Annotated in this window: 12 protein-coding genes and 1 pseudogene; 8 read left to right on the forward strand and 5 right to left on the reverse strand. The window is 49.7% G+C overall.

From position 1 onward, the window contains the following. Positions 1–109 precede the first annotated feature (109 nt). On the forward strand, positions 110–2,839 hold the full coding sequence (locus K0F75_RS11490; RefSeq protein ID WP_219061966.1) for an ankyrin repeat domain-containing protein: 2,730 nt from the start codon (positions 110–112) through the stop codon (positions 2,837–2,839). Between the two features lie 753 nt (positions 2,840–3,592). Here the strand turns inward: K0F75_RS11490 and K0F75_RS11495 are convergent. After that, positions 3,593–3,985 (reverse strand): helix-turn-helix domain-containing protein, encoded by a 393-nt coding sequence (locus K0F75_RS11495; protein ID WP_219061967.1) that lies wholly within the window; start codon positions 3,983–3,985, stop codon positions 3,593–3,595. Between the two features lie 440 nt (positions 3,986–4,425). On the opposite strand from K0F75_RS11495, the pseudogene K0F75_RS11500 reads away from it, so the two are divergent. The 3 genes and pseudogenes from K0F75_RS11500 (at position 4,426) to K0F75_RS11510 (ending at position 7,879) form a co-directional block, all read left to right on the forward strand. After that, positions 4,426–5,167: pseudogene (locus tag K0F75_RS11500) on the forward strand (Mut7-C RNAse domain-containing protein). A gap of 141 nt (positions 5,168–5,308) precedes the next feature. After that, entirely contained in the window at positions 5,309–6,682 is a 1,374-nt protein-coding gene (locus tag K0F75_RS11505; RefSeq protein ID WP_219061968.1) for a transposase, read from the forward strand. A gap of 492 nt (positions 6,683–7,174) precedes the next feature. Further along, positions 7,175–7,879: a hypothetical protein gene (locus tag K0F75_RS11510; RefSeq protein WP_219061969.1), complete on the forward strand. Its 705-nt coding sequence runs from the start codon at positions 7,175–7,177 to the stop codon at positions 7,877–7,879. Positions 7,880–8,267: 388 nt separating this feature from the next. Here the strand turns inward: K0F75_RS11510 and K0F75_RS11515 are convergent, their stop codons facing one another. The 4 genes from K0F75_RS11515 to K0F75_RS11530 form a co-directional block, all read right to left on the reverse strand. Continuing rightward, positions 8,268–11,534 carry a metallophosphoesterase gene (locus K0F75_RS11515; RefSeq protein WP_219061970.1) on the reverse strand — a complete coding sequence of 1,089 codons (3,267 nt, stop codon included), beginning with the start codon at positions 11,532–11,534 and terminating at the stop codon, positions 8,268–8,270. 536 nt (positions 11,535–12,070) lie between these two features. After that, complete coding sequence (locus tag K0F75_RS11520) at positions 12,071–13,234, reverse strand: PD-(D/E)XK nuclease family protein (protein WP_219061971.1); 1,164 nt, start codon at positions 13,232–13,234, stop codon at positions 12,071–12,073. Between the two features lie 69 nt (positions 13,235–13,303). After that, the gene (locus K0F75_RS11525) at positions 13,304–13,486 is read right to left on the reverse strand and encodes a hypothetical protein (RefSeq protein WP_219062050.1); all 183 of its coding nucleotides are present in this window, start codon (positions 13,484–13,486) and stop codon (positions 13,304–13,306) included. Between the two features lie 165 nt (positions 13,487–13,651). Then, positions 13,652–15,013 carry a hypothetical protein gene (locus tag K0F75_RS11530; RefSeq protein WP_219061972.1) on the reverse strand — a complete coding sequence of 454 codons (1,362 nt, stop codon included), beginning with the start codon at positions 15,011–15,013 and terminating at the stop codon, positions 13,652–13,654. A gap of 1,183 nt (positions 15,014–16,196) precedes the next feature. Between K0F75_RS11530 and K0F75_RS11535 the strand changes: the two genes are divergently transcribed. The 4 genes from K0F75_RS11535 to K0F75_RS11550 all read left to right on the forward strand — a co-directional run bounded on the left by K0F75_RS11535 (position 16,197) and on the right by K0F75_RS11550 (position 21,562). Then, entirely contained in the window at positions 16,197–16,577 is a 381-nt protein-coding gene (locus tag K0F75_RS11535; protein ID WP_219061973.1) for a hypothetical protein, read from the forward strand. 249 nt (positions 16,578–16,826) lie between these two features. Beyond that, a complete protein-coding gene (locus K0F75_RS11540) occupies positions 16,827–18,011 on the forward strand; it encodes an AAA family ATPase (RefSeq protein ID WP_219061974.1) in 1,185 nt (394 codons plus the stop codon). 447 nt (positions 18,012–18,458) lie between these two features. After that, entirely contained in the window at positions 18,459–19,838 is a 1,380-nt protein-coding gene (locus tag K0F75_RS11545; RefSeq protein WP_219061975.1) for an IS1182 family transposase, read from the forward strand. Positions 19,839–20,548: 710 nt separating this feature from the next. Then, positions 20,549–21,562 (forward strand): hypothetical protein, encoded by a 1,014-nt coding sequence (locus tag K0F75_RS11550; RefSeq protein WP_219061976.1) that lies wholly within the window; start codon positions 20,549–20,551, stop codon positions 21,560–21,562. Positions 21,563–21,790: the final 228 nt, after the last annotated feature.

Raw genomic sequence — 21,790 nt, forward strand, 5'->3', positions numbered from 1 at the left:
CACCGGCCTACGAGGGGGGGTACGAGGGGGGGTACGGGACTTTTCAGTGGCAAGGTCGCTAGGGTTTGTAAGGATTACCGCAACTTCAACAACACCAAGGACAGCCACAATGAGCACCCTACCACTGACCGAAGCCATCCTGCTGGAGATTCACCAGAGTCTCGGCTGCCAGGGGTATCCGACCACCAAGAAGAACAAATTCGCGACTGGACAGGACAGTCTTGCAGCGCACAAGTCCATGGGCGAGGAAATCCTAAATGCCATTTTCAATGCCCTAGACATGGATCCACGGGCGCGTGCGGATGCCATCAACAACCTCATAGAGTTCGGGAATGCATACAAATCACTCGAACTGAGCACCTGGACCTTCGCCGCCGACCAGCGTCAGATCCTCTGGATGCTGCTGGGTTACTTCTACATTCCTGGCCTGGCACGTCGAACAGCCTTCTGGAGCGTCGCCAGCCCTCTGGACAAGGGCATGCCGGGTGGGCGCTTCTGGTATCTGCCAGAGCCTCGCGAGGTGGATGGAAAATCTAGCCTGCATCTGCCGGTAGCACAGGTGGTGAACTGGCTACTGGACCTATTGGGGATGCCGCTTGAGGAGTTTGTCGATCAGCGAAGCCAGTCTGTTGGTGACTTGGATGACAAGTCCTCAGAAACCCTGATGCGCTCGCTGTACAACTGGCGTAAGGAAACCACGCCCGATCCAGGCTCCTTCAAAAAATATTTCCCAAACGAACTGCAGGTAGAGTTCAAGGGCGCTTTCTCACTGGACAGCAGTCACTCGCCTGCTGCGCAGTATGCCGAAGCATTGGACTTCGTGACGCGCAAGAAGCTGACTGCCGACAGACTGCGCCTGGAAATCCCGATGACCCAAGCAGGACGTCTGGAGGCGATTCTGAATGGCAGAGCAGATGAGGATGAACATGCCACCTTCATCGCATGCCTGACGGAGCGTTACGCTGCCCCTTCCCCGGCGACCATCCGCCAGCGCCTGCTGTTCGCGCGCATGGTGCAGGATGGCTATGGTCGATTGCTCGACTTCCTCTGTCCTGGAGTGGATCGACTGTGTGCAGATGCCCAGCAAAACAAGCTGCTGCAACTGTTCGCAATCTACAAGCTCACCTACAACCTGACCATCGGTGCTTGGCGCAACTGCCGAGATCAGGGCGAGCTAGCAGAGAACGCCTGGTTCGAGGAGCACCTACCTTCTCTTGATAAACATGGATTGTTTCTCTCCGTCCTGCCTTCACGCAGGGAAAGCGCCACTCTCGAGCTGGCCCACTTGCTGACCCGCTACTTCTGCGATGTGTCGGCAGGTGCGGGGCTTGAGGATCACATGGGGCTCGATGCGCAATCAGCGATGCCAATCATAAAGCGGAATGCAGAGTGGGCATCAACCATCGCCGAAGAGTTGAACGCTGAACTGCATCTGGTCGCGCGCATGAAGAGCTCTTCCTCCTGGCGAGCCCTGCAAAGTGAAAACCGTTATTGGGTGATCAGCCAGGTAGCTCAACATGCAGACCTCAGCCCTCGCACCAAAGAAGCAACCATCCAACGCTTGCACGAGCTGGCAGCAACACCGGGTCAAACTGTCCAGCCGATTCTCTTCGAACTCGATGGTTATCTGAACGGTGAGCGCAAGCAACAGCCGAAAGACACACGGGCTCGGGTCCAGGGATTGCTCGACGTGGCCGAGGCCAGCGAGGGATACGGACTATGGAAGGCCGCCATCCTGCAATATAAGGCCAAGCATCTGCTGGCCTGCAACGACTTCAAGGGTGCAGGAAAACTCTTCAGAGAAGCTCTGGAGGCTGGACTTGAGCGCAACTGCGGGCCACTGCGCGGAGAAATCGCACGGGATTGTCTCGCTGTGGAGGTGGCCAACCAGAAGCTGATCGAAAACAACCACGAGAAGTACTACCGGGAGATGTTGGCCGGCGGGATGGCCGAGGGCAGCGATACTTCCAGCATCGAGGATACGGCACGCTGGGCAGCCGATTACTTCTGGAACACTCTGTACAAGCCTTATCCGGGAACAGAGCGTGTAGCACCGTTGGCGCGTGAAAAGGTCGAGGAGTCACTAAAGCTTCTGATCGCCAGCGACCACGAAGGGCTGCTTTGCTGGATGGAGCTCAATCGCAACAAGCTCAACTCCCAGTTGCCTCTTGTGACAGGCGACTCACTGCTGATGCACTGGATCAAGGGGCACAACCATTTCCTGCAAAAACTTCCCCTGATCCGGCAGATGGCACCTACCGAACTGCAAGGCGAGCTGCACCGCTTCGAAATCATGCTGGAGCATTGGCACCAGGCTATCGGTCTGCTGGCGCAGAAGGCGCCGAAACAGCTGAACATCGCCGACTTCAAGGACCAGACACCACTGATGCTGATGGCCGAGGCCGGGGATACCGAGTTGATCAGGATCATGCTGAAGGCCGGCGCCGATCCGGAAATGCGTGACTGGCAGGGAATGACCGCCCTGCACTCCGCAATCAAATCACGCATGGATAGCTGCGTGGACGCCTTGCTCGACCATCCATGCCGCCTAAACAACCTTACCAACGACGGGCAGTCCCCACTACACACTGCGAGCTGGACTGCCAATTTACATGCCGTCAGGCGCCTGCTGCAGTTGGCTCCCAAGCTTGCCTGGCAGCGCAACTCGCAAAGGATGACTCCTTTAGAGCGGGTTGAATACTTGATCGGAAACCCGGAAGCCTTGCAGGAGCTGGCCGAGCAAATCGCTCAGAACGGCAGACGCTGCGCTTCAAAGCAAGAACTGATGAACATCGCTCATATGCTTGAACAAGCAACGCCTGCCCCCACGACGCATTGACGTGCTGCTTGTGCCTTCCAGGACGAACTCTGGCCTTGATATCAGCTGAAGATTCCACCCAGATGTGAGTTAGCAGCGGTTTTGGCACCAACTGGGCCACGGTAAAAGGTTTGAGATCAGACCGCTTGAGCCAAGGCTGGTGGGCCTTTCCTGGGACCAGGTCAAGCAAGAAGGTGCCAACTACCTGCAAAATGGTTTGTCACCAAAACAGCAGTAAGTCGGGTGAGTTTGCGGTCTTTTGGCACTGCGGTTTGGGCCCAAAAACGTCGGATTTGGAGGTGTCAGTCAGGCTCTCGGACGCGATGGTTTGATTCCAAATCGGCCTCTGGGCCTTGTGATCAAAGGGTCTTCAGAAAGCCCACAGCCCGTCAGCAATCAATTCGAATACACACCATATTCCGGGTGAAAAATCATCAGCTTTTTTGTGCTTATGCAAACGGTAAACCGTGGCCTGTAGCGGAGGTTTTGCGCACAACCTCTCCCCCTCCTCCGGCGTCCTGCCGACCGAACATAATCCCTATAAAGGTTATTGTAAGCGCATGACCCAGCTCCGAAGCGCCGGAAATATGATGCCCACGCCCGATATGCTGTACGGGGCATCTGGATTCGTGTCGCCAACGCTTAAAGCCATCAATGAGCCCCATCGCTGACCTTGAAGTCAGTTCTGAGGATTTCTAAAGGAAATTGGCCAAAGCCCACAGCAAAGCCAGGAACGACCCAGCCAACAACACCAGGAACATGTGAAACTTAAAATCAGTCATGACTCTTACTTCGCAAGGTCACGGCTAATCTATTTATAATATGTTCTACGGCGTGTTTATCGGAAAATTCCGCAGCCCGTAAAAACTTAATAAGTGCATATTCGTTAACAGAACGTTTAGCAACGGTACACGGCGTTCGCTTACCCGTCACGACGAACAGCACATCGATAGCCGTAGCAGACAATCGGCTCAGGTAGTCAGCCCTCGGACACCTCATTCCGCTTTCATAGAGTAATTGCGTATTGGGTTGTATGCCACCAATTGCAGCGACGGCGCCCTGGGTCAGGCCACACGCTTCACGCTCGAGTTTTAATCGCATGCCCAGGTTCATCAACGCCATTTCCTTGGATATAACAGTGACGTCATTATACTGGCGCGGCGACATTACCGATCAATATCCATTTGGATTGAATTCAGAGAAAAAATATCCATTTGGACTAAATAATTACTACACATATCAGATCAGTTGAGCAGCCAAGAAATGGAGCACCTATAACGGTAATAGGGTTCGTAGTGAGATGCTGCATGGGTATCTAGGCCGCTCCCTGAGCGCCGCGCCTAATCCACAAAATAAACATCAGCTCAATCCCCTCATCACGCCAGGTGTGGATCGGTATCCGGTCGCCTTCCCAATATTACGACCTTGATGAACACCCAGCCTGCTGGGTAGCAAATGACGCGGATAACAATTTCAAGCAGTACATCCAGCATCGAAGCTCCATGGCATAGTCAATTTCAACATGATTACGATCGTAGTTTGGGGCCTGCCGGAGAAGATGTCCGGACTAGACTCGCTCATCCTGCAGCCCTGCCATACTGTTCAGCATGACCAGTGCAACCATCCGCTTCTACGAGGAGCTCAACGATTTCCTGCCGGCCGAACGGCGGCGGCAGTCCTTCACCTGCGAGTGTGCGCGAGGGGCGACGGTCAAGCACATGATCGAGGCGCTCGGGATACCGCACACCAAGGTCGAGCTGGTGCTGCTCAACGACGAGTCGGTGGGCTTCGAGCGGGTGATCTTCGACAGTGACCGGCTGGCGGTGTATCCCAAGTTCGAAGCGCTGGACATCAGCCCGCTGCTCAAGGTTCGTGCGCAACCTTTACGGGTGCTGCGCTTCGTCGCTGATGCGCACCTTGGCGGGCTGGCCAGCCTGATGCGCATGAGCGGCTTCGACACCCTCTACGACAATGGCTTCGAGGATGGCGAGATCGCCGAGATCGCTGCGCAGCAAGGACGCATCGTGCTAACCCGCGACCGCGAACTGCTCAAGCGGCGGATCATCAGCCACGGCTGTTACGTGCATGCCCTGAAACCGTCGCTGCAGCTGCGCGAATTGTACGAGCGCCTCGACCTGGCGCGTAGCGCGCGGCCATTCAGCCTGTGCCTTCATTGCAACCTGCCGCTGCACGAGATCAGCCCGGAACTGGCCCGGCCGCAGGTGCCGCCACGCGTTGGCGCCCTCTATTCGCACTTCCTACGCTGCGACGCCTGCCAACGGGTTACTTTGGGAGGGTTCGCACTGGCGCGGCATGTGTGCGCTGCTGGCACCTCTGCTGGACCGATAGCCGAGCGCATCAGGCCGGCTGCGTTGTCAGGGATAACTGGCTTTTGCATCAGGTAGATAACGGCCGATTCTGTTGAAAAAGTAGATCTCCTGCCTGGCCTGCGGCAAAATAAGGTCATCGGCCAGCGGGAGGATTCGCAGCATGATGGGACAATTGTCGAGTGGACAGGAGCGGCTGTTTTACTCGTTCAACCTTGAAGATCACATCCCAGCAAATCACCTCCTGCGCAATATTGATCGATGCCTCGATCTGAGCGATCTACGCCACTACCTCGCCGACTTTTACAGCCCGATAGGGCGTCCCTCGATTGATCCTGAACTGATGATTCGCCTGCTGATCGTGGGCTACTGCTACGGTATTCGCTCCGAGCGCAGGTTGTGCGAAGAGGCTCATTTGAACCTGGCATATCGCTGGTTTTGCCGCTTGAGCCTCGAAGACGAAGTCCCAAATCACTCTACGTCTTCCAAGAATAGGCACGGTCGTTTCCGCGATAGCTCTCTGTTTCGCTGGCTGTTCAACGAGGTGCTGCGTCGCTGCATGGACGCAGGTCTGGTCAAGGGTGAAGGCTTTGCCGTGGACGCCAGCGTCATCAAGGCGGATGCCAGTCGGCAGCGTGGCGTACCAGGCGATGAAGAGGTCAACTGGAGTGACCCGTTGCTCAGCACTCGTGCCGTACGTGAGTATCTTGAAGCGCTCGATGAAGAGGCGCTTGCAGAAACACTACCCAAGCGCCTATCGCTGACCGATCCACTATCTCGTTGGACAGCAGCTCCAGGAGGCCCGGCGTTCTTCGCGTACTCGACGAACTACCTGATTGATGTCGAGCATGGTGTGATCATGGATGTGGAGCCAACACCGGCTCATCGAACAGCCGAGGTCGAAAGCACCAAGATCATGATTGAGCGGGTCGAGGAACAGTTCGATATCAAGCCGGATCGCCTCATCGGCGATACCGCTTATGGAATCGCACCGATGTTGGCCTGGATGGTGGACGAAAAAGATATCGAGCCACATGTGCCGGTTTGGGATAAAACCGAGCGCAAGAACGGCAGCCTCTCAAGTAGCGATTTTCAATGGAATGAAGAAACACAGGAGTATCGCTGCCCCACCGGACACGCCCTGCGTAGCGAGTGGCGAGCCTTCAAGAACCAGCGCTCACATGTCACGAAAGCCGACACCATCATCTTTCGATCACGACAAACCGACTGCGCGAAATGCTCGATGAAAGAGCGCTGCTGCCCGAACACTCCGGTTCGGAAAATCGCCCGTAGCATCCATGAAGCCGCGCGTGATGTTGCTCGGCGGATCGCCGCGACGCCCCAATACGTTTGTTCTCGCCATGAGCGCAAGAAAGTCGAAATGTTGTTCGCTCACCTCAAGCGAATCCTTAGACTGGATCGATTGCGGCTACGCGGCATGAGCGGTGCGAACGATGAATTTACATTGGCAGCAGCGGTACAGAATCTGCGGAGACTGGCCAAACTTACCTCTCAAGGGCCGCCAACCACGGGATAGGTGCGCCCGGAGTAAGTAAAAAACCTCAAATTAACCCACTAACGAAGCTGCAACGATCAACGCAGAACCGAAAAGCCACTCAACGTGGTGAATAGGTTCTGAAGTGACGGCCAACCTCGACTTCTTCCAGCCTGAAATTCCGACTTTTTCAACAGAATCGGCCAAAAGCAGACGGATGTCATGTCCTGCTTTTTACCAAAATTCAAGTGATCAGATTGTCGCTCCTGTCGCATGCACCGCCGCTGCTATGCTTAGGTTTCTCATAAGGACTCGAAGTCATGCGAAGCCAATTCCGTCATCTGAAGTGCTCGGACGGATTCGTCCATAACAAGTGTTGGCCGGGCAACGGCGGAATAAAGCTAGCTCTGTGAATTAGGCCCGGTATCAGACCACTTGTTGCGTGACGACTGCTTTCAATCGGCTTGTCAAGGAAACCGCCATGCCTCTAGCTGACTTCATACTCCCAAGCAGCACGTACTCGAAGAGGCATACATGACAGATGAGCGATTGAAAATCTGGCTATCATTTGCAAAGTTTCTTTTAGGAACCTTCGCAATTGGGGTTGTCACAACCCTAATAAACGCTAAATTCCAAGCGCGAGAAATAACCCTTAAAGAACAGGAGCATCTATCAAAATTTGTGGATACGGCTCTTGGAAAAGACTTGGGCCCAAGACTTTTGATGGCCAGATATTTCGCTAATGTTACACAGTCCGAAGCTCTAAAATCCGGCTGGAACAATTATCTCGCATCTCTCGAAGCTGAATTTAAAAACAAAACCGAATCTGTCGTATCAGCACGCAAGCGGTTAGGAGAGCTCGAGTCCGAGATAGAAAATGCTGGTGGAGCCGTGAAACTTGCAAAGCTGCAGGAGCTTCGGACAGTCCGAGAAACTCTAATTGAAGCGGAAGGTGAGCTTGATCCCCGAGGCCGCCTCATTCCGAGCGCAGCATTAGATATTGTAACGCAGTCAAACTCCCAAATGCGGCAGATGAAATCTTACTGTGGGAAGGGTATGACAATTACAATAACCCTGGACAGCGACGGCATCCCTGAAAAAATCGTTTCATATCCTAAAATCCTCTCCTCGAACGCAACAGCTGATCAGACAGCCACCTATAAAGAGTATGTAAACTGCACCATGCAAACGCTCAAAGCCTCGGATGTAAATTTTCATACGTTTGATTTTTATCCATAAGTGCTTAAAGAAACATAAATACAAGTGCCAACCCTGATTATTGCCGCATCTTTTGAGGTTTGCTGGATGCGAGTGACTAAAGCGTGCCTGTAAGAACTCAATAGCTAGCTGAGATCCGCGAAAGGCAGTTTCGGGTCGGTTTCAGCCGGTCATGGAAGGCAGAAACCGACCCAAGGCGGCCATTCGTCGAGGACAGTTCTCAATCCACCTGACGAAGCAAAGATGGATTGAAAACCGGAAGCGATTAACCTCGACTGATGACCGCCTTAGATTCTATAGAAACTCCCCCCATGGATCCGTGGGGGGAGCACATTGTATGATCAGATTCAGGCGGCTATATCAACTTTACATTATTGATTAAAGCAATTTTGGCGGCCACTGAAAAAGATTATAGAAGGAGACCAAGGCGAGCATAAAAATAAGCGACCGACATGTCAGACTTACCTTTGGTAAGGGGGGATTTTTTTATTTCAGCATTTAGGAGTCGAAGAGAAGACATTTCTCTATCTTCCTTGCCGCGCAACCTCCAAGATAATGAGCTATATCGATAAAGCTGCAAGAGATTATGGATCTCTTTATCGGCAGAAAAGATGTGCCACAGAACGTCATGGCATTTATTGAATTGCGTATAAAAGCCTTCGTTATAAAGGTAGTGATAGATTTTAATTAATTCATTTTTGTCTTGAAGGGTCAAGAGTATTTGCCCTTTTGTTGCAAGCGCTCCCACCGAAATCATTCCGCGCATCACATTGTAGTGGTCATTATTCTGCTTGGCCTCCCTAACTAGCTTATAGAGAGTTTCGGCTTTTTGGTCGGGATCAGAAATTGACTTTATTCTTGAGAATCCAATATTAAATGCGACGGTTAGAGCGTTTTGCTTTCTCGCCTTTGCCTCCAATTTATCGAGCTTGGAATTTATATCGACCACTTCTTCAGAGTTTTCGAGAATGATTTGATTGGCGGTTAATGCACTAGATCCACGGGGCTCCAGGGAGATAATTTTTTTCGCATATTCTATGGCCTCCAATCCTTGGTCTAAATAATTGAAGCAATGAGCCAGGTTTAGATAAATGCTTATTTTTGTGGTTTTGTCAGATATACCGGGCAATACCGCGAGCAGCATCTCCTTAGCTTTTTCAGAGGCGCTCTTACCATCTATCATGCGCAGGGCTTTTGCATGCAGATAGACCGCAAATTCATATGAATTCGAGGTGACTTTTCCTTCTAGCATTGGAAGTATATAGTCGAATAACTCGATTGCACTTTTGAAATAGTCTCCTCTTAATAGCGCAGCACCATGCGCAGATACCAGCTGCATGGCGGCCTGAAGCTTGCGACTATTATCCGCGGTTTCAGTTACTATCTGCATGATGATTGTTCTTGCGTTGTGCATCTCTGCAACAGCTTTATTAGGCTGGTCGAATCGATAAGCAGTTGGGGGCTTGCTTTGACCACTTGCCCAGTCTGATCCGAAATAAAGCTTGGCCGCAGCATCATTCAGACGCTTTAACTCAGCAGAATCTAAATTGGCATTTAGCCACTCTCTCGCAGCGCGAGTAATTATTAGTCGCTTCGGCCTATCAGTGCTGCCACCTCTGTCGAACTGTTCTATTTCTTCGGCGTACAACAACCCGCGCTGCTGAAGTATCTGTGCGTGAGCATAGAATACAGGCTTAGTCTTGTCGAAGTGTTTAATTCGACTCAGTTCCTCGCCGTGTGAGAAAACAGAAAGTGTTTTTAGGAGGACGTAAGAGCGCTTGAGTGTCTCGTCCTTTGATTTAGATAATTCAAGAATTCCCCTTTGCAATAGCCCGGCAGGCAAAGCTGAAACCCCAGAAGGCGAAGTTGTAATTTCACTCACTGACGCTACACTGAGACTTCTTAGGTCCGTTTCTATTAAATTTGGCAAGCCATCTGTATGATTGTAAATCCTCAAGATATCTTCTGGACTTAGAGCTTGCGCTGACCCCAAGTGGTGGTTTTCAATAAAGAACCTAGTGTCTGCTTTATCCAGAGCAGTAATTTCGACAAAATCAAGATCGCTTGCGGCCGGCTTGAGCCGGCTACGCAATATAACTTTTAATGTTGGGCAGTATGATAGTACAATGCCCGCCAGCTCTTCTAGGTCGTATTGTAGCTTTAAGGACTCATCGATATCGTCGGAGAACGGAATGTCATCCAGAAGTAGATATGCATCTTGCTGTGTGGAAAGCGCTCCACATAATGACTCAAAGCTAAATCCGTATTTTATTCTGATGTCTTGATAGAATTCGCTTCGATTAACGTAGTCACACATATCTATTTTATAGACTTGGCATTTGGCCGCTGATATTCTTTTCTGAGTGGACCAAATAAATCCCTTTTCGCCCATTCCCCAGTCGGCGGCTAGCCAAAGCCGCCTCGAATTAGTCAGAATCTTACGAGCCTGCTCTTGTTGTATGAGCCGTACGCCCATTGCCTCAGGAGCGGCTGGGAGTATAGCAGTCAGATTGTCTATATTGGCTTTCAGCTCACCGCTTGTGATTTCATTTGAAATAATCGTATCTGAAAACTTGTTCTCTAACTGCGACTGACTAATAGGCTCTTGTCGTCGATTAAGGTCAAAAGAGTGTGCGATATAATTATCATTGTTAATTGGAAGCGTCATGTCTGGGCCCATGACCCGCTCCCCGGTACCGTGTATCACACGAGACGCACGTGGCCATATTTCCAAATTAGCAATAGAGCCATCTATAATTTTTATCGAGTTGAAGGAGTATCCATGTGCTCTCTGAGTGTTATCTCCAAATGTCTCTAAGCCGAATAGAGATGCACTTTGCATGGATCTTTTTGGAAGAGCACCTAAGTGAGTTTTTTGAATAACAGCCGGCTCATGCATGTGTCCATAAAGGTGTGCATCAAATCTGCCGCCGATATCTATGTCCTGATTGAAAAGACTCAAGCTGTCTGCATGCAACCAGTCAAGTGGGTGATGCGTGACTAAAAAATTTAGTACATTTTGTTTTGCCCAATCTGACGGCTTATTGTCGGTGATTTCAAGAAGCTGTCGTGGATCTATATGTAAACGTCCTTTGAAATCACCGGCTGCTACTTGTAACCATGTCGAGTTGAGCCCAATAAATCCTACTCGAAAATCGTCTTTTTCATATACCGCAGACACATCGCCAGGAAATGCGCCGGAAACTCCAGATAGCAAGGGGATTCCAATTTTCTCCAACCCATCCAGCCAATTCGTGTAGTTTGAAAAATAGTCGCCTACAGTTTTTCGATAAATATCACCCTTGACACCCCAAAAATCCGCTCTTAGTTCTCTTAGGTCCCACCATCTTGTTAACGCAAGACACGTTGGATCAATGCTTCCTGGACGAGCTAAGTCATGATTTCCAGGCACACAAAATAATTTTGGCGCGAAGCCGTTTTCATTAAATATTTGCCATAGTTCTTTGATAATCTCATTGAGAACTTCGTATTCTTCAGGTGTCCCCTTCTGAGTTAGATCACCTGAAAAAACAACAACGTCCCAACTTTGGTGTTTTTTTATCAAGTATCTAAGGTCATCATGGATTTTGTCCCTCAACGATGGCCACATCCAAGATTGATTTTTCATTCCTGCATGAAGATCGCTGAGATGAAGCCAGGAAAATGAGGATGTCAAGTGATAGTCCTTATCGAATTGATAAATTTGTGAAAAGTGCCCGTGCGTTGTTATCCCGGTCACAAGTGGGTGCTCAGTCAAGTACAAAACTCGTATTGCCCTGAGTGGGTGTACTGGAGCTTGCGAGAAAACGAGCTGACTGAAGCGGTCAACAGCATTTCACTGGGGTGGCAATCTAATATCAGGAACCTACGTGCAGATGCAATAGCACCGTAGTCGAGAGAAGTTACCAAGGGGGAGGTCTGCTGGGTGGTGAAGTCTTTATCTCCGCGTTGGAAATCTGCAACGCGATTGCGAGAGTTGGCCTTTAGCAGCGTATACGTTGCTTTCATCCGTTTTGGGTCGAGAGTGTTCGGGGTCGGACGTCCCCTTTTGGCCGATTTTCGCCCATCATGACCGTCAGAGGTCGGCCAACTTAAGACTTCCTAGAGCGGCTGCTAACGATCCGAAAATCAACCGGTAAAGCTCATCAATTGACGAAGGCATCTTCTCTCACTAGGCAGTGGCGGATATGTAGGAGGCACTTCACGACTAATTTATCCCGCAGTCGAACAAGTAACCGAGGCGAAATGCTGGTGAGCCCGCTGCCACAGCTCGCACACATCCTCGATCAGGCAGACGGCAATCGACTCCCTCATATCCTGATCTCGGAGGAGCGCCAGATCCTCATTGGAAGGGGCATGTAGGTTCACATTGAACTTCGAGAACTTCCAGAACAGGTTGCCCGAGTTGCGAGTGTTGGGTGCGATCTCTCGACTCAGCGCCAAAAGCCGCTCCCGGTCTTCCGGGAACTGCTCACCGTCACAATAGTAGCCAACGTAAAGACGGTGGTTAAGTTCGATGTATACGCCACCATTCATCAACGTGAAGGGGAAAGTCAGGCCGATGTATTTGCTGTTTTTGGCCTTCTTATAATAGGCGGAAACCGCCTCCTTCGTGGCCGAAATTTCGGGCTTGCCCAGTTGCGGATATTGGCTCGCTTGGCAAGCCGTTATGCGCTCCCAAATATCGAACTGTAGGTCGGCCAATACAGACTTGAATGCATGATTGATGTCGGCGATCACGAAGAGATTCTCACCCAGCAGGATCTGTTCTTTTAACTTGCTCATGTAGATCTCGCCCTGGTCACTGGATGTCAGCTTTTGGAGTAGTTCGATGTACTGGAAAACGCTTTCCCGTACCCCAGGCTCGCGGGCGATCAATGGGACACAGTCCTTCAGCCAAGAGATGATCTCAGCTTCGTAGCTCAGAAGAACTACAGGAAGGGACTTGCGACTCTGTTCACTGGGTTCGGAACCATCAAGAGTAAGGTACGTGGTCCAAATCTCGCCATAGCCTTCCGCCAGCATTCGCTGGTGGTAGGTCCAGAGCTGCTCATCCTGATCGCGGGCGTAGATCTTGTTCTCGATGATCACTGCCTGCTTGGATTGGTTGCGGACCAGAATGTCAATATTCCGGTACTCGACCTCGACAATCGTACTTTTTGAATCGAAGTTCTGGATGCCCAGCCGCTTCAATAGAAGATTAAGCAGCGCTGTTCCCTGATTGTGGGTGGCCTTAGGGTCGAGCAGGAAGGCGAGAAAGCGCGAGTGAAGCCGAACCTCATCACTTGAGCTTCGGAGTACGGAGAAGAGGTTGAAGCTTGCCGGGCGCTGATACCTCGCGCGGAGCAGAGCCACGGTTTGCAAAAAATCGTCCATGAGAGAAGGTCACTGATTAGGTCGGGTTACGGCGCGCAGTATCAGGCAAGTCACGCTCATTTGTAATGGCTATTTGGCGCTACCGGCAGAATGGAAGCCTTGTTTAGAGCTGTGTCGACCATTCAGACCTTGCAAATGAAGCGTTTGGGGAAGTGGCATCGCACTGAGTAATTCGGAATCGCTGTAATAAACGGTATCGCCGATGAGTCGATTCGGTTTGATTTCAAACTGCGCTTCGAACCGGTCGATCATTATTTGGTACTTTCGACCTCGGCCGTTCGATGAGCAGCGTGAGTTCCACAGAGTAAAAGCTTCTTGATCGGCACATCCTTGTATTCGAGTCGTCACCGGCTGCTCTTGGCCGAGAGCTGCCGCCCGCTAATGAGAGCACCGAAATTGTCTGAGCAGACCGAAGCCTTAGTATGGTGGCATGTCGCAGAAAGCTTTTTCAGTATCCGCCCCTGAATATTTAAGAAAGGCTAGAGCACCACTGATAAGAGTAATTCTGGAAAAGTGCTCCGCCATACCTCTTAGCTCTTCAAATGAGGCCATCCTATCAACCTTATTACCATGTAGGATTTCAGACCTACCGTTTTCGTATATTCTGGCTATAGCCTTGTAAAGAGAAAGGCTTTCGCCGGTATTTACAGCGTTGTCGTCTATAGGGATCTCCGTGAGATTCGAAACCATATTCGCTATTGCCGCAGTTTTTCCACCGCCACTGCTTAACACATCTAAGCAAGTTCCAAATTTCGCAATCGCTATTTGGTCACTAACCTCTCGACACGCCTCTCCATGCCAATCAAGCGCTGTCGACCATCGCTGACAGATGCTAGGATATTCCTGACCTATATTGAACATACCATTCAATATTTTTGCCACTGCATTCAAAAAATTTAGTTGCGTACTACTAAGATGTTCAGGGTTAAGTAGTGCTGGTTGTATTTCATCAGACAGCTTGACGCCAGGGCTCCAAAGAAACCCTATTGTTTCAATTATGCTATGTGCTAAGATTGGTGGTCTTCTTTCAGTATAAAGCAAAAGGCTTCTGAACGTTTTATGACTCCCGCTAATTAGTGATATGGAATCAAGTGTGGTCCGTGCCGCAATCGTTGAAAGCTTCTGAGCGAGGGAGCGTCCATATCCAGATGTGGTCACTCGGATCATGCTCTTTGATTTAGTAAGCACATCATAAAGCGGAGCGTTTAAAGGTTTTAGCTCTACATCTTTATCAATCAGCGCTGCTTTTAGATTTGCTCGCCAATCAGAATTGTCCATGCCCCCATAATTAAATGCACCAGCCGGAAAATCAATTGCATCAACCCAGTCCATGCTTCTGAAAATTGTAATAGGCCCCAGTGTAAAAGGGCTATTACTTTCAAGACCTGTGCTTGCGCTAGGTAAGTGACATGTAAAGTCTTTGGCTATAGTGGATGCCAATTCCTTAACTGATGGCTTTGTTATGCCTTTTAAATAGGCTGGTAAAAAATACCTGATTGCACATGGGCTTGTGCCGGAGTCAATAAATTCTGCATACGCGGCCCCTATAACCTGCTTGGTTAAATCATGATGCTCCTTTATGTCTAGCCCTATACAGTCGGGCAAGCCAATTTTCAACAATGCTGACGAAACGAGCTTGATTTTCTTCTCGGTAGCTCCACTGATACTCAACTGCCATCCATTTTTTGTCGTAATGAAGCCGAATGATATCTCCACCTCACCCGTATGAGCCTTACTAAATGACACGAAAGCATCGTAAATTAATACTTCTAGTTTCATAGAATTTCCTTATATGTGTGGGGCAATAGCCAATTTCACGGGATTCAGCACGAAGATACAAGCTCAAATTCATGCTAGCGACTTGAGTTCCTGTCCTTCATGTCGGGTACCCAGGGTCTGGCTGAAAGGTTCCGGCTCTAGTGATAGGGAGAGCTTGCAGGTATTCTAGAGGCTTCGTACGCTTGAAGCCCATTATCGAGGTTGCCTGAAATGGAACGCTATCAGTCGTTGCAGGTAGGGCGCGCTGCCTACGAGGAGTTAATTCGGCTGTGGGCCCATGGGAGCTTCGAAAAAAATCGATTGAGCCAAATATTTTAAAACCACATCAACCTGCACAAACTTGTTGATCAAGCTTCATTGCACGGCCTCTAAGAGGCAGACGGTGAGAAAGCCTCGTGCTTGATCTTGAGGCTTTTCCATCTCCACTTAGCGACAGCTATTGACCGACTCTGTTGAAAAAGTCGGACGCGGTTCTTACGGCAGAAAAGTAAGCGCATGAGATTGAAATCTTGAATTGCAGCACAGGTATTTGGACACAGATTTCACGTAGCAACCGGCAAAACAGGCCGCTTCAGCGATCAGGTTTCTGGCAATTTGAGAAATCGACTTTTTCAACAGTATCGACCCATAGCGGACCTTGAGCAGATAGCAGCGTCGGGCAATGAAATAATTGCTTCGTCTGCTCCCCGAGCCCCGCCTGGTGGCCTGCCCTGCCGGTCCTTCATGGGATGCGCGCCTCTGCAGCTCACCCTGCCGACCGGACGAAGCTCCGAATTGCTCAACGCGTATCTAGTTCGTGAGCGTGGAGCTTTTCCGTAAGCGTATACGTGCTTATTCTCCTAAAAACGGTTGGTCTAGGCGACTCGATCAATTCGCCCTCAGCACCTCTCAATACCAGCACACCACGCTAAGGCGCTAAGGATGTGCCCGAGCAGATTAAGCTCTACCGCGCAGACATCGCCAAATTATTGATACGCTCGCGCGGGCGTAATTGCGGGCGTACTTGGGAGTCGGAGCGGCCTTTACCAGAGCATGAACAAGGGCTCCTCTCGTGGAGGGTCACAGGCACATTTGGCGTCTAAAAATGATAGCCTATTGCCAGGGCAACCGGTCATGAGGAAGCGGACATCCCTGCAAAAGGGACTTATCGCACGCCTTTAACATCCAGGCATAGGAAAGCACGATGTATATTTCGAGCATCACAATAAAAAATTACGGCCCCATCGAAAATATAAATATAAGTTTACCTTTTGAAGGTGAACGCCCTAAACCTTTAGTTTTAGTGGGACAGAACGGCACGGGGAAGAGTCTGATGTTAGCCAACATCGTAAATTCTTTAGTAAGTGGCAGGCAAATTGTATTTGATGATAATGAAGTTGAAGCAGGTCGAGTCTACAAATATCGAATGCCAAGCTATATCACGTCAGGGAAGAACTTCAGCTACTCATGCATTACTTTCCAGTCTGGTGCAAAGGTGGAAGAGCTACAACTAAGTGGTACCAAGGAGCAATTGAATGGTGTGCATGGTGAGCACCTCACAATACCTGCCTACCAGACAATGTAAGCTGATCAGACGTCAACTTACCTAACTACCTTAGACGGCTCTCCCGAAACAACTAACTCGTTATTCAAGCATCAATGCTGCCTCTTCTTTCCAGTTCATCGTTTCGAGGAGCCCGCCTGGTTAAACATCGAAAACGCCACCAAGCGCGCTAGTCACCTCAAATTAAAAGCCATACTTAGAACATCGAATAGACACTTAGTAGCAAATTCGCCGCTTGAAGAAAATAGAAATTGGTTGTTAGACTTGATATTGGATCGTCAGCTCTATGAAATAAATACGAAAAAGCTAAATCTACCATCTGGACTGCCTGGCCAACATGTAGAAATGGAACTTTTCTTAGGCTACCAAGGCCCAAGCGAAAATGTGTTCCAAGCGATCCAGCAGTTACTGAGAATAGTGCTTCGACAGGGAGACAACGTCAGAATTGGCGTTGGAAGGAGAAAAGACCGGCAGATATCTATCATGAAAGATGAACAGCTTTGGATACCCAACTTATTTCAGCTTTCAACGGGAGAAGTCCAGCTCCTTAATCTATTCCTTTCAATTTTACGAGACTATGACTTATCTGAATCAACATTTAATAACCTGTCCGAGCTCAAAGGCATAGTGATCATTGATGAAATCGACACCCATCTCCACACATCCCATCAAGTAAACGTCTTGCCAGATTTGATAGCGTCGTTTCCAAATGTGCAGTTTATTATCACGTCCCATTCCCCTCTATTTTTGATAGGCTTGGAAAAAAAGCTTGGCGCAGAGAAATTTTGCACCTTACAAATGCCTACCGCTGCACCGGTTTCTGTCGCGGAGTTCTCGGAATTCGGAGCTGCGTACGAGGCATTCGCTCAAACTGAACGACACAAAGATGAAATCCAAAAAACCATTAAAAACAATCAGAAGCCTATTGTTTTCGTGGAAGGGGATTATGATATACGCTACATCAAACGAGCAGCGGAGCTATTGGGTCAGACAGAGCTATTAAGCCTCTTCAGCCTTCAGGACGGCGGCGGTAGTGGGAGCCTAGATAAAATATGGCGCGGCTTCGATAATCCTACCAATACAGTCTTGCCTCAAAAGCTAATTCTTCTCTATGACTGCGACACGGGAAAGCCAAATTCATCGAAAGGCCAAATATTCAAGCGAGTGATTCCTAGCGTGGAACAAAACCCAATCGTGATAGGTATAGAGAATCTTTTCCCTAAAGCCACGATAACAGTGATCGAAGAAGTACACCCTCAATACATTGATCTACAAGAAGAAACTATCAAGCGCACTCGAAACATTTTCATTAAATCCGAATCTATCCGCAGCGTGAACAAGGATGAGAAGGGAAACATGTGTAACTGGCTATGCCAAAACGGTTCAGTCGAAGATTTTGAAAATTTTACAAAAATATTTGAAATCATAAGCGAAATAATTAACGGGGATGTGTGACATCCTCTTTATAGCCACGAGACGGCAGGTAACCTGCCGCAGGCCCTTTGTCTTGTGGCATCTATCCCCGAGCAGACTATTTCTCTTCATAAACTTAGACGTAGGAACTCTACGAAATCCCTCTAAAATTCAAAACGACCTCTCGGACGACGAACTTCAGTAGAGTTCTTAATACCTTTCGTGGTGGGCGGTAAGACCCATTCAAGGTCATGAGCAATTTCTGTCTTCAGGACCGATTAGCCTCCCCCAGAAACACATGTTTATGTGACAGCGAGCTTAAGTGCCTTCTCTGGGTGTGTATGCAATATCCAAGGACCGGGCGAATCTGAGAATGGCCTCGCACGCATCGAGATGAGTGACCGCTTTTGGCCGATTCTGTTGAAAAAGTAGCTCCCCTGTCTGGCCTGCGGCAAAATATCTGCATTGGCCAGCAGGGAAGCACGCAGCATGATGGGACAGTTATCGAGTGGGCAGGAGCGGTTGTTTTACTCGTTCAACCTTGAAGATCACATTCCAGCCACTCACCTTCTGCGCAGCATTGATCGGTGTCTCGATCTGAGCGACCTGCGCCATTACCTCGCCAATTTCTATAGCCCGATTGGGCGTCCGTCGATTGATCCCGAACTGATGATCCGTATGCTGATCGTCGGCTATTGCTACGGCATTCGCTCAGAGCGGCGGTTGTGCGAAGAGGCCCATTTGAACCTGGCGTATCGCTGGTTCTGCCGGTTGAGCCTTGAAGACGAAATCCCCAACCACTCGACCTTTTCCAAAAATCGACACGGCCGTTTTCGGGACAGTGATCTGTTTCGCTGGTTGTTCAATGAAGTGCTGCGTCGCTGCATGGACGCCGGTCTGGTCAAGGGCGAAGGCTTTGCCGTGGACGCCAGCATCATCAAAGCGGATGCGAGTCGGCAGCGCGGCGTACCGGGAGATGAACCGGTCAACTGGAGCGATCCATCCCTGAGCACCCGCGCCGTGCGTGAGTATCTTGAGGGACTCGATGAAGAGGCTCTGGCCGAAACGCTACCGAAGCGCCTGTCGCTGACGGATCCTCAGGCCCGCTGGACCGCTGCTCCAGGCGGCCCAGCTTTTTACGCTTACTCCACGAATTATCTGATCGATACCGAGCACGGCGTGATCATGGATGTGGAACCCACACCGGCTCATCGAACCGCAGAAGTCGAGAGCACCAAGACCATGATCGAACGGGTCGAAGCGCAGTTCGACATCAAGCCGGAGCGCCTCATTGGCGATACCGCTTACGGTACAGCTCCGATGCTGGCCTGGATGGTGGAGGAAAAAGACATCGAGCCGCATGTGCCGGTGTGGGACAAAACCGAGCGCAAGAACGACAGTTTTTCGAGCAACGATTTCCACTGGAATGAAGAGGCTGAGGAATACCGCTGCCCGGCCGGCAACCCATTGCGCAGCGAATGGCGAGCCTTCAAGAATGAGCGTTCACACGTCACCAAAGCCAACACCAACACCATCATCTTCCGATCCCGGCAGACCGACTGCGCTACGTGTCCGATGAAAGCCAAGTGCTGCCCGAACACTGCGTTCCGAAAGATCGCTCGCAGCGTCCATGAAGCCGCTCGCGGTGTGGCTCGGCGCATTGCAGCAACGCCGGCATATCAGCGCTCTCGCCACGAACGTAAAAAGGTCGAAATGTTGTTTGCCCACCTCAAGCGCATCCTGAAATTGGATCGCCTGCGGCTACGTGGCATGAGTGGCGCGACGGATGAATTCACGCTGGCCGCCGCGGTGCAGAACCTGCGACGGCTGGCCAAATTTTCATCTCAAGGGCCACCCGTCACGGGATAGGTGCGCCTGCACCAAGCAAAAAACCTCAAATTAACCCAATAACAGAGCAGCAAAGGTCACCGAAGGGCCGAAAAACCACTCAATGTGGTGAGTAGGTTCTCTAGTGGTGGTCGTGCCTGAGTTCAGGCGATCTGAAAATCCGACTTTTTCAACAGAATCGGCCGAGTTCAGCCCTTCGGGAGGTCAGCAGTCGACCCAAAACGGACGTTCGCTATAGCTCCATTGCTGCCTTCAGTCCGAGCTGATTCTGGTACATCCTTTCCAGCACATACGACAACGAATATTCATCCGACATGGGCGTCGGCTCCGTTCAACAAAGGCCATGCATAGCAGTGCTTTCAACAAGGTGAATTGCTAAAAGAGATGGCCCGAAGGGCGTACAAGTACGCAGAGCCGGGTTCGGGGACAGCGATGTCAATTCATAAAGGGGGGCGGCAGAGTAGTGACGGGGATGTGGAGTTGGCTGTAGCGAGGTGCGAGGGACCTCAATAAGAAAGCCGAAAAGGCGCAGTATCTAGGGGGAAAGGGCGACTCTTGGCAAGTCGCTACGGCTATCCTCTTAAGTCTAGGACTAATGCGAACGAGGTTGGACGTCGTAATCTCATCCCGTATTTTGGCTGTTAGTGGCTAGGTATCGTAGTACGACCTCATTTTTTTATCGGATTGCTGGCTTTATGATATCGTATGCGTTTTTAAAATGAGATAATGTAATGGTAAAGGAAAAATACTTTTATTTGGTTTGTGTGGTTGTAGTTGTATGCCTGGCTTTTGGGTTGGATTTGATTTCGTCTAACGTAGCGGTGGAAATTAGTAATAAAGTTATATTGAATGCTACGGGTGACAAGGTCACTTCTTTAGAGGCTACATTTCCTTTGTGGTACCAGGTAGTCGGTCTTTTAAAGAATTTTTTATACGGGTTAGGTGCCGCGATATTTATCACGGTTTTCATTGCTAATAGGCTGCAAAAAACATTGCACGAGGAAAAGCAGGAAGAACTTAACAAGCTGAATGATGCTATTAGCGTTAATGTGTTTGATAGTCTTTTCAAAGCAATTATTCCTGAAGAAATTTTTAAGATTATCAAGCGAGAGATTATTCAGAACAAAGTACTTAGAAAAGAGGCTAAATGGATTTATGATTTTACTCTGCGTGGCGATGTCATAATCTGCAGGCAGACAACTCGTTATGAGCTTCATAATTTAAGTAATGAAGAAGTGTCCAACCCGATAAAGTTGAATTTGGATGCGCTTGGAGGAAGCATTTACAATTTAATATCTGCTGAGTGTCATAGCCAGTTCGGCGAGGTGCTAGTAAAGTATTATCCTGACGACACTTCGAAAAACATTAATATTGACGTTGAACGTGATGGGAACAAGCTGACTGTTTCCTATTCGGTGAAAATTCCAGCAAAAAGCTATGCTGAGTATAATACCGTATTTGAGAAATCCTACAGAGGGGATATTACAGACGCGCAAGCTACCAAGGTTCCTGTGGTCGGCGCAGATATTATTGTAAACTTTCCTGAGGGGTACCATTTCGACATTAGCCCTTTAATGTCTACGGCTCCTCGATTGATCTCTGAGAGTTCAATTCAGAAAATATTTAGAGTCGAGGGTGGAGTGCTTCCTAATCAGGGATTTATATTTTACTTGGTTAAGAAAGAGATGGATATTGTTGTTGACGATCGTGAAGCAGTAGTTTCACTCGAAATGCCTGAGGTTTAATGAGCGTCTAGGACGTTTCAGGGATTGACTTGACACGTCCACATTCTCAAAGCGGAATGAATCCCCGAGTTTTCTAGAAACATCCGACCGACTGCTTTTGGCCGATTGTGTTGAAAAAGTCGACCCGGCCTGGCTACCCATGCATTGAGCGGTGAAAGCGCCATTTTTGCACGTTGCTACGTCAAATCTGAGCCCTGAACCTTCTGCGCAAAACACAGATTTCAATCT

Origin of the sequence: Pseudomonas sp. UMAB-08, assembly GCF_900095225.1 — a bacterium.
Classification (GTDB): domain Bacteria; phylum Pseudomonadota; class Gammaproteobacteria; order Pseudomonadales; family Pseudomonadaceae; genus Aquipseudomonas.

Excerpts from the sequence above, each read along its gene's own strand:
- K0F75_RS11530 (WP_219061972.1), bottom strand. The coding sequence starts at position 15,013 with ATGAAACTAGAAGTATTAATTTACGATGCTTTCGTGTCATTTAGTAAG.
- K0F75_RS11545 (WP_219061975.1), top strand. The coding sequence starts at position 18,459 with ATGATGGGACAGTTATCGAGTGGGCAGGAGCGGTTGTTTTACTCGTTC.
- K0F75_RS11510 (WP_219061969.1), top strand. The coding sequence starts at position 7,175 with ATGACAGATGAGCGATTGAAAATCTGGCTATCATTTGCAAAGTTTCTT.
- K0F75_RS11505 (WP_219061968.1), top strand. The coding sequence starts at position 5,309 with ATGATGGGACAATTGTCGAGTGGACAGGAGCGGCTGTTTTACTCGTTC.
- K0F75_RS11520 (WP_219061971.1), bottom strand. The coding sequence starts at position 13,234 with ATGGACGATTTTTTGCAAACCGTGGCTCTGCTCCGCGCGAGGTATCAG.
- K0F75_RS11535 (WP_219061973.1), top strand. The coding sequence starts at position 16,197 with ATGTATATTTCGAGCATCACAATAAAAAATTACGGCCCCATCGAAAAT.
- K0F75_RS11490 (WP_219061966.1), top strand. The coding sequence starts at position 110 with ATGAGCACCCTACCACTGACCGAAGCCATCCTGCTGGAGATTCACCAG.
- K0F75_RS11495 (WP_219061967.1), bottom strand. The coding sequence starts at position 3,985 with ATGTCGCCGCGCCAGTATAATGACGTCACTGTTATATCCAAGGAAATG.
- K0F75_RS11550 (WP_219061976.1), top strand. The coding sequence starts at position 20,549 with ATGGTAAAGGAAAAATACTTTTATTTGGTTTGTGTGGTTGTAGTTGTA.
- K0F75_RS11525 (WP_219062050.1), bottom strand. The coding sequence starts at position 13,486 with ATGATCGACCGGTTCGAAGCGCAGTTTGAAATCAAACCGAATCGACTC.